Source organism: Campylobacter coli (assembly GCA_039516895.1).
Lineage (GTDB): Bacteria > Campylobacterota > Campylobacteria > Campylobacterales > Campylobacteraceae > Campylobacter_D > Campylobacter_D coli_B.
In genome coordinates this window covers 548,628-563,069 of record CP154437.1, presented here as the reverse complement: position 1 = coordinate 563,069, position 14,442 = coordinate 548,628, and the positions used below count along the sequence as shown (strand labels likewise).

The 14,442-nt window shown below is 30.3% G+C and carries 14 protein-coding genes; 8 read left to right on the top strand and 6 right to left on the bottom strand.

All coding sequences use genetic code 11. The features are described from left to right. Positions 1–33: 33 nt before the first annotated feature. The gene (locus AAID94_02725) at positions 34–999 is read right to left on the bottom strand and encodes a Ppx/GppA family phosphatase (GenBank protein ID XAK24449.1); all 966 of its coding nucleotides are present in this window, start codon (positions 997–999) and stop codon (positions 34–36) included. A gap of 55 nt (positions 1,000–1,054) precedes the next feature. On the opposite strand from AAID94_02725, the gene AAID94_02720 reads away from it, so the two are divergent. Continuing rightward, the gene (locus AAID94_02720) at positions 1,055–1,828 is read left to right on the top strand and encodes a pyridoxine 5'-phosphate synthase (protein ID XAK24448.1); all 774 of its coding nucleotides are present in this window, start codon (positions 1,055–1,057) and stop codon (positions 1,826–1,828) included. After that, the gene (pdxA, locus tag AAID94_02715; protein ID XAK24447.1) at positions 1,825–2,925 is read left to right on the top strand and encodes a 4-hydroxythreonine-4-phosphate dehydrogenase; all 1,101 of its coding nucleotides are present in this window, start codon (positions 1,825–1,827) and stop codon (positions 2,923–2,925) included. The genes AAID94_02720 and pdxA overlap by 4 nt, the downstream gene beginning before the upstream one ends. Here the strand turns inward: pdxA and AAID94_02710 are convergent. After that, on the bottom strand, positions 2,909–3,514 hold the full coding sequence (locus tag AAID94_02710; GenBank protein ID XAK24446.1) for a hypothetical protein: 606 nt from the start codon (positions 3,512–3,514) through the stop codon (positions 2,909–2,911). The two genes, pdxA and AAID94_02710, sit on opposite strands and share 17 nt — an antisense overlap. Positions 3,515–3,760: 246 nt before the next feature. Here AAID94_02710 and AAID94_02705 point away from each other — a divergent pair, with 246 nt between their 5' ends. The 3 genes from AAID94_02705 to AAID94_02695 all read left to right on the top strand — a co-directional run bounded on the left by AAID94_02705 (position 3,761) and on the right by AAID94_02695 (position 6,146). Continuing rightward, positions 3,761–4,072: a hypothetical protein gene (locus AAID94_02705; protein XAK24445.1), complete on the top strand. Its 312-nt coding sequence runs from the start codon at positions 3,761–3,763 to the stop codon at positions 4,070–4,072. Positions 4,073–4,224: 152 nt separating this feature from the next. Then, the gene (gene hemE, locus AAID94_02700) at positions 4,225–5,247 is read left to right on the top strand and encodes a uroporphyrinogen decarboxylase (GenBank protein ID XAK24444.1); all 1,023 of its coding nucleotides are present in this window, start codon (positions 4,225–4,227) and stop codon (positions 5,245–5,247) included. Next, complete coding sequence (locus tag AAID94_02695) at positions 5,244–6,146, top strand: radical SAM protein (GenBank protein XAK24443.1); 903 nt, start codon at positions 5,244–5,246, stop codon at positions 6,144–6,146. Before hemE ends, AAID94_02695 begins: the two co-directional genes overlap by 4 nt. On the opposite strand, the gene AAID94_02690 is transcribed toward AAID94_02695, so the two are convergent. From AAID94_02690 to AAID94_02680, 3 genes are read right to left on the bottom strand one after another with little or no spacing between them, the layout of a single operon-like run. Next, entirely contained in the window at positions 6,143–7,336 is a 1,194-nt protein-coding gene (locus tag AAID94_02690; GenBank protein XAK24442.1) for a hypothetical protein, read from the bottom strand. The genes AAID94_02695 and AAID94_02690 overlap by 4 nt on opposite strands. A 1-nt stretch (position 7,337) precedes the next feature. Continuing rightward, positions 7,338–9,140, bottom strand: a complete 1,803-nt coding sequence (uvrC, locus tag AAID94_02685; GenBank protein XAK24767.1) for an excinuclease ABC subunit UvrC — start codon at positions 9,138–9,140, stop codon at positions 7,338–7,340. A gap of 4 nt (positions 9,141–9,144) precedes the next feature. Next, positions 9,145–9,621 carry a hypothetical protein gene (locus AAID94_02680; GenBank protein XAK24441.1) on the bottom strand — a complete coding sequence of 159 codons (477 nt, stop codon included), beginning with the start codon at positions 9,619–9,621 and terminating at the stop codon, positions 9,145–9,147. A gap of 136 nt (positions 9,622–9,757) precedes the next feature. Here AAID94_02680 and guaA point away from each other — a divergent pair, with 136 nt between their 5' ends. Both guaA and AAID94_02670 read left to right on the top strand, forming a co-directional pair. Next, positions 9,758–11,293 carry a glutamine-hydrolyzing GMP synthase gene (gene guaA / locus AAID94_02675; GenBank protein XAK24440.1) on the top strand — a complete coding sequence of 512 codons (1,536 nt, stop codon included), beginning with the start codon at positions 9,758–9,760 and terminating at the stop codon, positions 11,291–11,293. 181 nt (positions 11,294–11,474) lie between these two features. Next, positions 11,475–12,083, top strand: a complete 609-nt coding sequence (locus tag AAID94_02670; protein ID XAK24439.1) for a class I SAM-dependent methyltransferase — start codon at positions 11,475–11,477, stop codon at positions 12,081–12,083. A 145-nt stretch (positions 12,084–12,228) separates the two neighbouring features. On the opposite strand, the gene AAID94_02665 is transcribed toward AAID94_02670, so the two are convergent. Then, a complete protein-coding gene (locus AAID94_02665; GenBank protein ID XAK24438.1) occupies positions 12,229–12,786 on the bottom strand; it encodes a methyltransferase domain-containing protein in 558 nt (185 codons plus the stop codon). A gap of 133 nt (positions 12,787–12,919) precedes the next feature. On the opposite strand from AAID94_02665, the gene AAID94_02660 reads away from it, so the two are divergent. Next, positions 12,920–14,380 carry a hypothetical protein gene (locus AAID94_02660; protein XAK24437.1) on the top strand — a complete coding sequence of 487 codons (1,461 nt, stop codon included), beginning with the start codon at positions 12,920–12,922 and terminating at the stop codon, positions 14,378–14,380. Positions 14,381–14,442 lie beyond the last annotated feature (62 nt).

Here is a 14,442-nt window from a genome sequence, read left to right as displayed (position 1 = left end):
TCTTTATAATTTTTTACATAAAAACAAGAATGATTAAAAATTTAAATCAGCCATACAAAGCCCCTCTCTTAAACCCTCATCAATCACTATAAGCTTTTCTCTCTCAAAAATGCTAAAAAGTAAAAAGCATCCCGCAACCAAATAATTTTTACGCGTATTTCCTACCCAAAAACTTGCTCTTTTTTCATCCATATACCAAAGTTTTTGCCCAAAATTTAAAAAATCATTGACATTTAATCTTGATCCATTGATTTTCTTCGCATCGTATGTTTCATAGTTTAATCCTTTTTTTAAAGCCGCTAGAGCCGTAGGAACGCCTGAATTTAAAACGATATTTTTCATCTTACTTTGTTTAAGCATTTTTTTTAATTCATTGCTTTGTTTAAAAGCCTCAAAAGCCATGGTTTTTAAAAAATTATCATGGATTAAAAAATGGATTTTTAGCTTTTTATCTTTAAATTTATAAGGAAAATCAGGATATTTTTGAAGTATTTTTTTAAAAGAAAAAGAATTTACGCTTCTTTTTATCTTGCATTTTTCATAAAAACTGATAATACCAAAATCAAAACTTTGAAAATTCTCTCTAAAAGAAAATTCACAAGATGCACCCCCTAAATCACAATATCCACAATCCAAATTTAAGCCTAAATTTAAAAGCCCCATTTTCATACCCAAAACACTGATTTTAGCTTCACTTTTGGCATCTATAACCTTAAAATCGATTTGAAATTCTTGCTTTAAACGAGTAAAAATTTCACTTGTATTGCTTGCCTTTCTAAAAGCTGCAGTTGCGGCTGCTTTTGCTTGGCTTAGATCGTATTTTTTAGCTATTTCTTGAAGTGCGTTGCAAAGTTTTTCTATGGCTTCATCGCTTATCTTTCCCGTTTTATCTAAATTTTTAGCCGAGCCTATGATAAATTCATATTCATCTAACTTTTCCAATTTTTCATTTATAAAAACCGCTCTTAAAGTATTTGAGCCAAGATCTATACCTAACATCGCTTTCCTTATTTAAATTTATAGTATAATAGCAAAAAAGTTCTAAAGGAAAAATATGCTTTTAGGTGTAAATATCGATCACATTGCAGTATTAAGACAAGCTAGAATGGTAAATGATCCTGATCTTTTAGAAGCTGCTTTTATAGCAGCCAAATTTGGGGATCAAATCACTTTACATGTAAGAGAAGATCGCCGTCATGCTCAAGATTTTGACTTAGAAAATATCATACGCTTTTGTAAAAGTCCTATTAATTTAGAATGTGCTTTAAATGATGAGATTCTAAACTTAGCGCTTAAATTAAAACCTCATCGCATCACCTTAGTGCCTGAAAAAAGAGAAGAGCTTACCACAGAAGGTGGACTAAACTTAAATCATGATAAAATTAAAGAAAGTATAGAAAAACTTCAAAATGCAGAAATTGAGGTTTCGCTTTTTATCAATCCTAGCTTAGAAGACATACAAAAATCATATGAGTTAAAAGCTGATTTTATAGAACTTCACACAGGGCATTATGCAAATTTACATAACGCACTTTTTAGCAATATCTCTCACACCGCCTTTGCCTTAAAGGAATTTGATTTAAGTAAAAAAATATTGCAAAATCAATTTGAAGAAGAATTAAGCAATATAGAAATTTGTGCTAAAAAAGGAGTAGAGCTTGGATTAAAAGTCGCTGCTGGGCATGGACTAAACTATAAAAATGTAAGCCAAATAGTAAATATCAAAGAAATTTGCGAGCTTAATATCGGCCAAAGTATTGTAGCAAGATCGGTTTTTGTAGGGCTACAAAATGCGATTTTAGAAATGAAAGCGCTGCTTCAAAGATGAAAAAATTAGCCATCAGTATAGGCGATATCAATGGCATAGGGCTTGAAATTCTAGCACGCTCACATGAAAAATTAAGCCAAATTTGCACTCCTTATTATTTTATCCATGAAAGCTTGCTCCAAAAAGCTTTAAAACTTTTAAATTTAGAGCTTTTAAATGCAAAAATCGTAGCTTTTAAGGATGCTAAAAATTATGAATTTACACTGCTTAAAAAGCATAATTCTCTTGAAATTTATTCTTTTGGCTTGCCTTTAAATTTAAAAGTGGATGAAAACTTTGACATTAAAGCAGGAGAGATAGATGCAAAAAGTGGACTTTATAGCTTTTTAAGCTTTAAGGCGGCAAGCTATTTTGTTTATAAAAACCACGCACACGCCCTACTTACTCTACCTATACATAAAAAAGCTTGGGAGAATGCGGGGCTTGAATTTAAAGGACATACTGACGCACTAAGATTCTTTTTTAAAAAAAATGCCATCATGATGTTAGGATGTAAAGAACTTTTTGTAGGACTTTTTAGCGAGCATATTCCCTTAGCAAAAGTAAGCAAAAAAATCACTTTTCAAAATTTAAGTATTTTTTTAAAAGACTTTTATCAAGAAACTCTCTTTAAAAAAATCGGACTTTTAGGCTTTAACCCGCATGCAGGAGATTATGGGGTAATAGGCGGCAAAGAAGAAGAACTTATGCAAAAAGCTATCGCTTTCGTTAATGCTTTTTTAAATTCTAAAAAAGATGAAAAATTCTTTAAAAAAGCTCTAAAAGATGAGAATTTGCAAAAAGAATTGCTTTTAAATTTTAATTCAAAAGGTGTTTATTTGCCCTACCCTTTAGTCGCAGATACAGCTTTTACAAAATCAAATTTAAAAGTATGCAATCGCTTGATAGCTATGTATCACGATCTTGGCTTAGCACCTTTAAAGGCTTTGTATTTTGAAAAAAGTATCAATGTGAGTTTAAATTTGCCCATTATACGCGTAAGTGTTGATCATGGCACCGCATTTGATAAGGCCTATAAAAATGCTAAAATCAGTACTAAAAGCTATTTTGAAGCAGCTAAATTTGCTCTAGAATTGCCCTCTAAAGCTTCAATTTAGCCTTATCATCGATCAAGCCCTCTTGGGCTAGATTATCTATAAAAATTTCCAAATCTATAGGATCTTGAATGCTTATTTGGATTAAATTTTCATACCTATCTACTTGATTATTAAAAATTTGCTTTAATCTTTCTTTGCTTTGAGTATCTTTTTTAGCTTTTTGCATAAGCTCTAAAAACGCTCTAGCATAAGTTTTTTCTATACAATCAGTCTTGTAAACAAAAGGCGATTGAGGATCTTGACTTGCTTGGATATAATCATTTGATGCGGCTTTAGTGCAATTTTTTCTTTCTCTAAACATTTTTTTAACAACCAATTTAAAATCTTCTTTTACATTTTCATTTGCATTTTTTAAAAGCTCTTGATATAAACTTATAAAGATATTATCCATCAAAGCAAGTTTTTTATTTTCAAATTCATTAATAGCACCTATTTTATTGCATATAATTAATTCATCATCATTTTTGCCATTATCTTTAACCTTAAAACAATCAAAGCTTGGTTTGACTTCATTTTTATATATAAGCTCATCAAAACTCAAGCCCCATAAGCTAAGAAAACTTAAAATTGTCAATAAAATTATCTTCATTGCCTCTCCTTGTTTTTTGTTTTATTGTAACAAAAATATTTTTAATTTTTTTAAAAAAATCAAAATATAAAATTTTTAACCATCACAATACGGATTTATTTTAAGAAAAATTAACAAAGCCATAAAAACTCTTTTTATCTTAATTTTTGATAAGTTATTCAAAATTTGCAAAAAAATCTTTTAAAAATTCTAAATTGGAATAAAAATTGCTTATCTAATTTAAAATCAACAACAAAGGAGGAGAAAATGGTGGTAAAAGATATCCAAACAACTTCAAGCTCTATGTTTAGTGCTACAACCAAAGTTAAGGAAAAAAGCACTTCAGCAGATGAATTTCAAGCTACTCTAAATGAAGTTAAAAACAAAGAAGATAAGGAAGATAAAAAGACAAGTTCAAGCGAATTTACTAATGAAGATCTTGATCTTAGTGCTGTTAAAGAAGATTTTAAATCTTACGCTTGGCAAAAAATGAGAGAAGATCAATACAAGAAAAATGAAGAAGATTTACTCAATAAACTTTTTGCAACCATCGATGCGGGAAATACTGCTAAAATATAAATTTAAACTTAAAATTTCATTGCGAGAATTTTCAATTCTCGTATAAATTTATAAAATACCAAAATAAGACAATCATAAATCTTTCACACAATAAAACACATTTATTTTTATCAATTTCTGTTATAATTTTATCAAAAAAACAAAGGAAAACTATGATTTTTATCGACGCTTGCTTTAAAAAACCCACACCTTATACACCCGTTTGGATGATGCGTCAAGCAGGAAGATATTTGCCTGAATATATGAAAGTTAGACAAGAGGCGGGAGATTTTTTATCTTTATGTAAAGACTACAAAAGAGCTTCGGAGGTTTCTTTACAACCTGTTGATATTTTAGGGGTTGATGCAGCGATTATCTTTTCAGACATTTTAGTAGTCCCTCTTGAAATGGGAATGAATTTACGCTTTGAAAAAGGCGAAGGACCGGTATTTCAAACACCTATTTCAACCCTAGAAGATCTTAACAAGCTAGATGATCAAAATGCTTCTAAAAAACTAAACTATGTTTATGATGCTTTAAAACTAACACGCGAAAAATTGCCTCTTGATAAAGCTTTGATAGGATTTTGTGGCAGCCCTTGGACCATAGCAACTTATATGATAGAAGGAAGTGGGAGTAAAAATTATGCAAAATGCAAAAAAATGCTTTATCAAAATCCAGAACTTTTGCATGAAATTTTAAATAAACTCACCCAAGTTTTAAAATCTTACCTAGAAGAACAAATCAAAGCAGGCGCGAATGCAGTACAAATTTTTGACAGCTGGGCGAGTGCTTTAGAATGTGATAAATTTTTTGATTTTTCATTTAAATACATGCTTGAAATTTCTGATTTTATCAAAAATAAATACCCTCACATACCTGTAATTTTATTTCCTAAAGGTATTAGTGGTTATTTGGATAAAATCGATGGAAATTTTGATGTTTTTGGGGTTGATTGGAGCACTCCTCTTGATCTAGCGCGCGATAAATTATCCCACCAATACACCCTACAAGGCAATATGGAACCTTGCAGACTTTATGATAAAAAAGCTATCAAACAAGGCGTAGAAAATATTCTTGAAATTATGCAAAATAAAGCCCATATTTTCAATCTAGGACATGGAATCTTACCTGATATTCCTGTTGAAAATGCAAAATACTTTATCCAGCTCGTGCAAGAAAGTTCAGCCAAATGAAAATTCTCTTTGGTCCCATCAATTCAAGACGCTTTGGAAGATCTTTAGGCATTGACCTAAGTCCTAGTAAGAAACAATGCAATTTTGATTGCGTATATTGCGAACTTGAAGCTCAAAAACCTCAAGCAAAGCAAGATGAGATTGTAAGCGTAGAAGAAATTATTTTAGAAGTTCAAAGCGCTCTTGAAAAAAATGTCTTATTTGACTTTCTTACCTTAACAGCCAATGGGGAACCAAGCCTTTATCCGCATTTAGATGAATTAATCTCATCCTTACGCAAGATCGCCAAAGATAAAAAATTGCTCATTTTAAGCAATGGCACTGCAGTTTTAGATCAAGATAAATTCAATACCTTGTTAAAGCTAGATGTGGTTAAATTCAGCCTAGATAGTGCTATTTCTAAAACCTTTTACCGTATCGATAGAGCTTTAAAAAATATCGATTTGGAAAAAATGATAGAAAAAATGGCAGAATTTAAAACCCAATTTAAAGGCGATCTTGTAATGGAAATCCTTGTCGTAAAAGATCTTAATGACAATGAAGAAGAATTTATCGCTTTAAATCAAGCTTTAGCTAAAATAGCGCCCTTAAGAGTTGATTTAAGCACTATCGATAGACCTCCAGCTTATGCGGTTAAAAAAATAAGCAAAGAAAGACTTTTAGAACTTTCTAAACTCATAACTTCCACTCCTGTGCTTTTACCTAAAAGGCATTATGAGGGCGAAAAGTTAAATTTTGGTGAAGAAGAATTATTAAAAATGCTTCATCTACGCTCGCAAAGTGAGATAGATATAGAAAATAAATTAGATAAAGCTTCCCAAGTTCTTTTGGATAAGCTTATAAAAGAAGAAAAAGTGAAGATTCTTAATCTAGCAGGAGTTAAATTCTATAAAGCCTAATTTTTAGGCAAATATTTTCTAATCAAAGCTATAAGATCATTTCTACTGATATCATTTAAAACTTCACTTACGCAATCAAAATCCCTCACTCTTTCTTTAGAAAAAAATATAATATGACTTTGAGGGTGTTGCTTTTTATAAGCACTAAGAATAGAACGCATCTGCTCAAGATCAAATTTAATCAATTCATAATCAAGCAATACTAAACGATAAGCTTCCTTTTTTAGTTCTTTTTTTAATTCGCTAAAAGAATTTACACGCATATTTTGAGAGCATTGTTTTTCTATGATATTGAAAAACAAAGTTGCATCAAACTCATTTTGTTTAAAAAGCAAAACATTATTTTGATAAGGAGTTTGAAATTTTAAAACACAAATTTTATCAAGTTTTCTTTGCAAAATATTTTCAAGCTCTTTTTTTTCAAAAGGCAAGCTTAAAAAATACTCATAATATAAGTTTTTACTACGCCCAAACACGATAAAATCATCGGCTTTTTTAGAACTTTGCTCTAAAATTTTATCCTTAATGAAAACCACATGAAAATCATTAATATCAAAACTCAAGCTCTTAAAAATAGTATTTTCTATACCAAAATAAGACAATAAATTGGCTAGCAAAAATGACTCAAGCTCATCATCGCTTACTATTGCAGCACTTGCTTCAAATTGCAAAACATTACCCTGTGCTACTCCTATGCTTTTATGATATTCTAAAGCTTGATTGAGTCCAAGTCTAATTTGTTCTTTTTGATGTTTTAATGCATTTAAAACAAGTGATTTGATTTCTCTACTTGCTTCTTCCTCATCTAAACATCTTACAACACCCTCGATATTGCCAATTTGATATAAACTATCTTCTAGCAATTTTGCGTAAGTTTCTTTTTCATGAGAAATCTTGAACAAGTCTTGATTTAAATGTGCTATTTTTTCCCGAATCAAATCCAAACTCGTTTCGATATCTATCTCTTTAGAATGTATAAATTCATTTTTAATTAATAAAATTTTTTGATCTTTCTTAGCCAAAGCTCGCTTTTGCCAAAAAAGGAAAAATATTAAAGTTAAAGACAAAATAAAAATACTAGCAAAAAAAGCAAGTTTAATTTGCTCAAAACTTTCATGAATTCTTGCAAAGTCTATACTTAAAAAAGCCAAAATAATATTAAAAATAAAAATAATCCAAACCAATAACAAATCAATCTTCCTTTATTTTTTGCGCTGATTTTTTTCCTACTAATTGGCACAATTCTTCAAAATTTGCCTCATAAATAGCTTCAAAACTTCCATAATACGCCAAAAGTTTTTGTATAGCTCCTGCACTAAGACCTGATTTTGCAAGCTTAGAGCTTGATAAATCTTGTTTTTTCTTAGTATTTTGATGAAAACTTATGGCAAAACGATGTGCTTCATCTCTTAATTTCTGTAAGAATTGTAATTTTTTATCGTTAATACTTAGGGCAAATTCTCCTTTTAAGGAATGAATTTTGTCTTTAGCCCCTCCTTTAGCACGATGAGCTTTAGCATCGATTTTTTCTTTTGAGATTGCTAAAATATCAACATTTGCCCCGCTACTTAAGATGATTTCCTTAGCTAAATCAAGCAAAGCCTTTCCCCCGTCTATAAGCCACAAATCAGGAGCAGGCATTTTATCAAAATCTAATGCCCTACGCGTTAAAACTTCGCGCATTTGCTCATAGTCATTTTTATATTTTAAATGAAATTTTCTATAATTTGACTTATCCCAAGCACCCATTTTATAGGCTACCATAGCTCCTACATTCGCCACACCTTGCATATGAGAATTATCAAAAACCTCTATATAATTTGGCAAATTTTCAAGCTCAAAATAATTTTTAAGTTCTTTTTGTATATTAAAATCACTATTTTTTTGCTCTTTTTGTATATTTAAACACGCATTTTGAAATGCCAAATCACAAATTCTTCTTTTTTCTCCTATTTTAGGAACCTTAATACTGATTTTTTTATCAAATCTTTGACTTAAAATTTCTTCTAAAAGCTCCCTATCTTCAAATTCTTCATAAACATAAATAGTATTTGTAACCAAGGGAATGTCTATGCTAAAATTTTCTAAAATAAGTTGTTTATAAATCTCATTTTTATCAAAATCTGTATTATTTTTAAGCGGGGTGATTTTAGAATTGGCACTGATGATTTTTCCATTTTGCACGACAAAACGCAAAGTTGAAAGCATAGAGCTTTCACAAGCTAAAGCAAAAATTTCAAAGTCTTCTAATTTAGCGATATCAATCTCAACTTTAATTTCCAAATCCCTTATCGTAGCGATCTGATCTCTTATTTTTGCCGCTTCTTCATAATTTTCATTTTGGGCTAAATGAAACATTTGTTTTTCCAAATTTTTCACTAAAATACTAGGACTTAAAAGGGCGTTAACAGCTTTATCTAAAATCAAACGATATTCTTCTTGAGTGATTTTTTTAGCACAAGGTGCAAGACAGCGAGAAATTTGGTAAAAAATACAAGGGGATTTACAACTTGCTTTTTGTTTTAATGGATAATACAAATAAAGTGCATCTAAAAGCTCTCTAGCTCCTTTAAAAAAGGGACCAAAATATTTAATTTTACTCTTTTTTACTAATTTTCTAGTGATTTCAAAACGCGGGAATTCTTCATTAAAATCTACATAAATATAAGGATAAGTCTTATCATCTCTTAGTAAAATATTGTATTTTGGATGAAGTTGCTTGATAAAAGAATTTTCCAAAATCAAAGCATCAGCTTCTGAATTTGTCGTAATAAATTCCAAATGCACTGCTTCTTCTATCATTTTTTGAATTCTTAAAGAGTTTTTTGGGTTAGCATGCAAATTCGGAGTAAAAGCAAAATAAGATCTTACGCGGTTTTTAAGATTTTTAGCCTTGCCTACATATAAAAGTTTTCCTTCGGCGTTAAAATACTGATAGACTCCAGCATTTGAAGGTAGAGTTTGAAGCTCTTCTTTGAGAGTGTTTTTAAGCAAAATTTCAGTCATTTTTTATCATTTGCCTTATTTCTTCAAATTTCTTTGCTAAAATTTTATTTTCAATTTTGTTTTCAAATTTTCCAAGGCTTAATTCTATGTAGGGTTTTTTAGCCGTGAAATTTTCATTATTTTTTATTATATTGTTATATTTTTGTGTGAAAATTTTTAAATCTTTTATATCTGAAAATCCACTCAAAGGATACATTTTTCCGTATTTTTTTATGAGAACTTTAATGTAAATTTTGCTATTATCGTGATTTAATTCTTGGTAAGCGGCTGAATTTAAAGTCACTATATTTAAAATATGATTTTTTATATAAATTCTAGCGATTAAACGCTGTTTGGCAGGCGGAAAAGAATTTAAAAAATCTTTACAAAAAAATAAGGTTTTTAAGGGTCGATAATGAGACTTACTCATCAAGTCATTAAGAATGGCGCTAGTATTTTTAATTATCTTTGGACTTTGAAATTTTTCCATAAGATGATTTTAGCATTTTTTTTCTTAATTTTTTTGTGTGCTTGTGGCTATAAGGGTAACCCGCAATACACTAGCTACGAACAAAACGGTTCAGTAAAAAACATTAAAAAATACGAACAATTAAATAGGTGGTAGAATGAAAAAAGCAGATATTTTAGTTTTGGATTTTGGATCGCAATATACTCAGCTTATAGCAAGAAGATTGAGAGAGCAAGGCGTTTATGCTGAGATTTTGCCTTTTAATGTAAGTTTAGCAGATATAAAAGCAAAAGAACCTAAGGGTATTATTTTAAGCGGTGGCCCTGCAAGTGTTTATGCAACAGATGCGTACTTTTGTGATAAAGAAGTTTTTAATCTAGGCTTACCGATACTTGGAATTTGCTATGGTATGCAGCTTATGGCTCATCACTATAAAGCCAATGTTGCTCCAGCTGGACACAAAGAATACGGCAAAGCAAGTATAGAAATTCAAAAAGATAGTGATTTGTTTAAAAATCTACCTAAAAAACAAATCGTTTGGATGAGTCATTCTGATAAGGTTGAAAATTTACCACAAGGTTTTGAAGTTTTAGCAACGAGTGAAAATAGCCCGTATTGTGTTTTTGCAAATGAAGAGAAAAAATTCTTTGCTTTACAATTTCACCCTGAGGTGCAGCACAGCGAATTTGGTAAAAGTATCTTGAAAAATTTTGCAAAATATGCTTGCAATTGCGAAAGTATTTGGAATATGGGATCTTTTGCAAAAACTCAAGCTGAAAAAATTCGCGAAGAAGTGGGCAATGATAAAGTTCTTTGTGCTGTAAGTGGCGGGGTAGATAGCAGTGTCGTAGCAGCCTTGCTAGCAAATGCGATCAAAGATCAAGTTATAGTAGTTTTTGTAGATAATGGACTTTTAAGAAGTGGTGAAAAAGAACAAGTTGAATTTATGTTTAAAAATACCTTAGGAATTAATCTTATAAGTATTGATGCGAGCAAGATTTTCTTAGATCGCTTAGCAGGAGTAACTGACCCTGAACAAAAACGCAAAATCATAGGCAATACCTTCATAGAAGTTTTTGAAGAAGAGGCTAAAAAGCATAAAGATGTGAAATTTTTAGCCCAAGGCACACTTTATACCGATATCATAGAAAGTTCGGTTATAGGTGCAAGTAAAACTATCAAAAGTCACCACAATGTGGGCGGATTGCCTGAAAAGATGAATCTTAAGCTTGTTGAACCATTAAAAGAAATTTTTAAAGATGAAGTGCGTGCCTTAGGTATCGAGCTTGGATTAAGCAAAGAAATAGTTTATCGCCATCCTTTCCCAGGCCCTGGTCTTGCTATACGCATCATGGGAGAAGTCAATCGCCCAAGCCTTGAATTATTACGCAAAGCGGATGTTATCTTGCTTGAAGAATTAAGAAGTACAGGTTGGTATGATAAAACTTGGCAAGCTTTTTGTGTATTGTTAAATGTAAAAAGTGTTGGCGTTATGGGAGATAACCGAACTTATGATAATACTGTTTGCGTTCGCGTTGTTGATGCAAGCGATGGAATGACGGCGACTTTTTCACATATACCTTATGAAATTTTAGAAAATATCTCGCGTCGTATTATCAATGAGGTTGAAGGCATTAACCGCGTAGTTTATGATATCTCAAGTAAACCACCTGCAACTATAGAATGGGAATAAAGTAAAAAATCTGAAAACCTGATAACAATACACAGGTTTTCAAGAATTTAAATCTTCTTTAGCGAATTTTTAATACTTAAAAAAGTCAACATGCAAAGCATGAAAAAAGACTATATCAAGCGTATTGGTTTTATTTTATAAAAAAAATCAAAAAATGTTATAAGTTTTGAGGGATATACAGATGGAAAATAGTATAAAAGATTCGTACAATAAAATTTGTAAAAAGTGGAGTGATTTTCGAAAAAGCACTTCAACCAATAAATGCATTATTGATTTTGCGAATGATTTGAAGTCAAATTCAAGAGTGTTAGATATTGGTTGTGGAACAGGATATCCTATTGCTTCGTATTTATCAAAACAAGGTTTTCAAGTTACTGGGATAGATATTTCAGAAGAAATGATAAAACAAGCACAAAAACTTAACTTACATAATGCTACTTTTTTAGTAGAGAATATTTTAAATTTCAAAACAGATAAAAAATATGATGCAATCATCGCATTTGATTCTATTTGGCATATTAGTCACGATAAGCAAGAATGTATTTATCAAATCATTTCTTCTTTGTTGACACCTGATGGATTGTTTTTATTTACCCATGGAAAAAATGATGGCGAAATTATCAGCACAATGTGGGGAGAATCATTTTACCATAGTGCTCTAGATTTAGAAAAAGTACATAAATTATTAAAGCAAAACGGATTTGATATCTTATCTTCCATAGAAGATTATATGGAAGAAACTACGGGTGATCGAGAATTGCTCATTATTGCTAAAAAGAAAGAATTATGATATAGCTTTACTCAAAAGAAGTAATCTAGAGCAATTACCAAGCTTAGCCCAAATTTTACAAAATCCAAATGCAATGTATGCGTTCTAAGATAATCTCATATCATAAAGCGTTAAATTATTTTTTAGCAAAAAATGGGTGTAAAATCTATTTCTTACAATAATACACCACAGCAGGTGGGAAATTTTGCCAAACAACTCTTGAAATTCTTACCTCTGAAAAAAAAGAAAATATCTTTTGACGGAATTTTAAACTTGAAAAAGTAGGCAATACATAAGCAAAAGTGCTAAAATAACCATTGGGTTTTAAGCTTTTATGAATGATTTTTAAAAGCTTTTCTTGCTCATGATCTTTAAGCAAACTCCACGGAATTCCACTAACAATCACATCTGCGTTAGCTATACTTCTTTGCCTTAAAAAATAAGGTAAATTTTCAGCACTTCCTATTTCTATATCCAAATTTGCAATTTTTCTTTTAAGTTTCTCTGCCATATTTTTATTGATTTCTATAGCAAAAAATTGCGCTTTTTTGTTTTTATATTTTAAAATATTTTCCGTAAAAACACCTGTGCCAGGTCCAATTTCTACGATATAGTTTGCTTGACGCAAATTAATATTTTGAGTCATAACAAAACCTAGTTTTTGGGAGCTAGAGCAAAAGGCACCGATTTGTTTTGGATTTTTAAGATATTCATAAAAAAACATTCAATTTTTCCTATAGTAAAAAATATAACTAAAAAAATTTTTAAAATCAAACATGCGATTTTATCCTTTTGCTTATAAAATTTTTATAAAAATAAAGCTAAAATTATCTTTTAAAAACTTTCAAGGATGAAATATGCATGGAAAAATAGCTATATATATGGATTCCACAGGGCGTGGAACTGTAACAAATTCGGCAAATACTTTTTTTGACTTTAGTCGTCAAATTTGGAATGATAAGAAAAGTATGCCCAGCGTTGGGATGCTTGTTGAATTTCGCACGCTCTCTAGTGATAAAAAAGCCGAAAATGGCGCTCCTGCACCTGTAAGCAAAACTATCACAGGGATAAAACCTTCCAAATTTCAAGAATTTAAAGAGGGTGATTTTATCACTGAACATGATTTTTGGAAAACCGATAGCGATGATGAGCTTGAAGATTTACAAAATTCTCGAAGAAGTGCATATATTACAGAACTTTATAGAAGCATTGATTTTGATTCTATAGAAAAAATTCCATTATCTTTTACCATTCCTCAAGCTATACAAAAATATTTTGCCCATGAAATTTTATCTGTTGAAGCTTTGCAAGCTAATTTACAAGATGAAAAAGATATTCCTTGTATTTTGGATTATCTTATCCTTAAAAGATTTTTATTTAAAGCTTATGATACTTTAATTTTTATGGATAATAGCATAGATCAAACCCAATTTAGCGCCTTAAAAAGCATTATGATGCACTTAGAAAATTCCTACAAACAAATGATAGCAGATAAAAAACCCAATATCACTAAAATATTTAATGAAACTTTCTTATCTTTACAATGTCATTACCAAGCTTTAATAGCTACCATAGATACAAGAAAAAACCGCCTTGCTTCACTTGAGGCACAAATGAAAGCTTTACAATCTGAAATTCAACTCAAAAGCAATGCGGCCAATACAGATCCTGAAAAACTCAAAGCAAGACAAGAAAAATTAGCAAAACTTCAAAAAGAAGCGGAGTATTATAGAACAACCCTTAAAAGACTGGGTGCTATACAAGAGGATTTTTATAAGAAAAATTATAATATTTTTGAAAATGCTTTCAAACTTTCACGCGAAAAACTCTTTAAAAAAATAATTACAGGTCTTAATTTATGTGCTACGATAATGGATGTTAAAATTTGGCACTTATCCTTAAAATCATCAGGGGTTAAAAATTCATATTTTACAATGAGCAATATAGAAAATTCCTTTTGTTCTCTTTCATTTGCAGAACATTATCTAAGTCGTTTAAACAAAGCAGCACTCAATCCTTTTGATCAAAAACTTTTAGTTTATATCCAAAAAATTACCAAAGAACAAAGAAAAAAATTTTTAGTCGTAACTTCGGATTTGGATTTGCTTTGCAAATTAAAAATAGAAACCTTTGCACAAAATCCCTATTTCATAGTAAAATACGCTCCTAAAAAAGTCAATTATCAATCCTTAATGCGTGATAATAGTTTTGATATAGTTTTTATCGATGAAAAGCATGTATGGGAAAGTGTAGCAGATATTATTTTAGAAGGAAAACATTTTGATAAAATAGGGAAAACCAAATTTAAACTGATTTAAACATAGAATTTTAAGCTAAATAAAGCTATAATTTACTTGCCTAAACAGTTCGTGATATTTAA

Coding starts and splice junctions, on each gene's coding strand:
- guaA (XAK24440.1), top strand. CDS start 9,758: ATGAAAAAAGCAGATATTTTAGTTTTGGATTTTGGATCGCAATATACT.
- AAID94_02695 (XAK24443.1), top strand. CDS start 5,244: ATGAAAATTCTCTTTGGTCCCATCAATTCAAGACGCTTTGGAAGATCT.
- AAID94_02705 (XAK24445.1), top strand. CDS start 3,761: ATGGTGGTAAAAGATATCCAAACAACTTCAAGCTCTATGTTTAGTGCT.
- hemE (XAK24444.1), top strand. CDS start 4,225: ATGATTTTTATCGACGCTTGCTTTAAAAAACCCACACCTTATACACCC.
- AAID94_02670 (XAK24439.1), top strand. CDS start 11,475: ATGGAAAATAGTATAAAAGATTCGTACAATAAAATTTGTAAAAAGTGG.
- AAID94_02710 (XAK24446.1), bottom strand. CDS start 3,514: ATGAAGATAATTTTATTGACAATTTTAAGTTTTCTTAGCTTATGGGGC.
- AAID94_02660 (XAK24437.1), top strand. CDS start 12,920: ATGCATGGAAAAATAGCTATATATATGGATTCCACAGGGCGTGGAACT.
- AAID94_02720 (XAK24448.1), top strand. CDS start 1,055: ATGCTTTTAGGTGTAAATATCGATCACATTGCAGTATTAAGACAAGCT.
- pdxA (XAK24447.1), top strand. CDS start 1,825: ATGAAAAAATTAGCCATCAGTATAGGCGATATCAATGGCATAGGGCTT.
- AAID94_02665 (XAK24438.1), bottom strand. CDS start 12,786: ATGTTTTTTTATGAATATCTTAAAAATCCAAAACAAATCGGTGCCTTT.
- AAID94_02725 (XAK24449.1), bottom strand. CDS start 999: ATGTTAGGTATAGATCTTGGCTCAAATACTTTAAGAGCGGTTTTTATA.
- AAID94_02680 (XAK24441.1), bottom strand. CDS start 9,621: ATGGAAAAATTTCAAAGTCCAAAGATAATTAAAAATACTAGCGCCATT.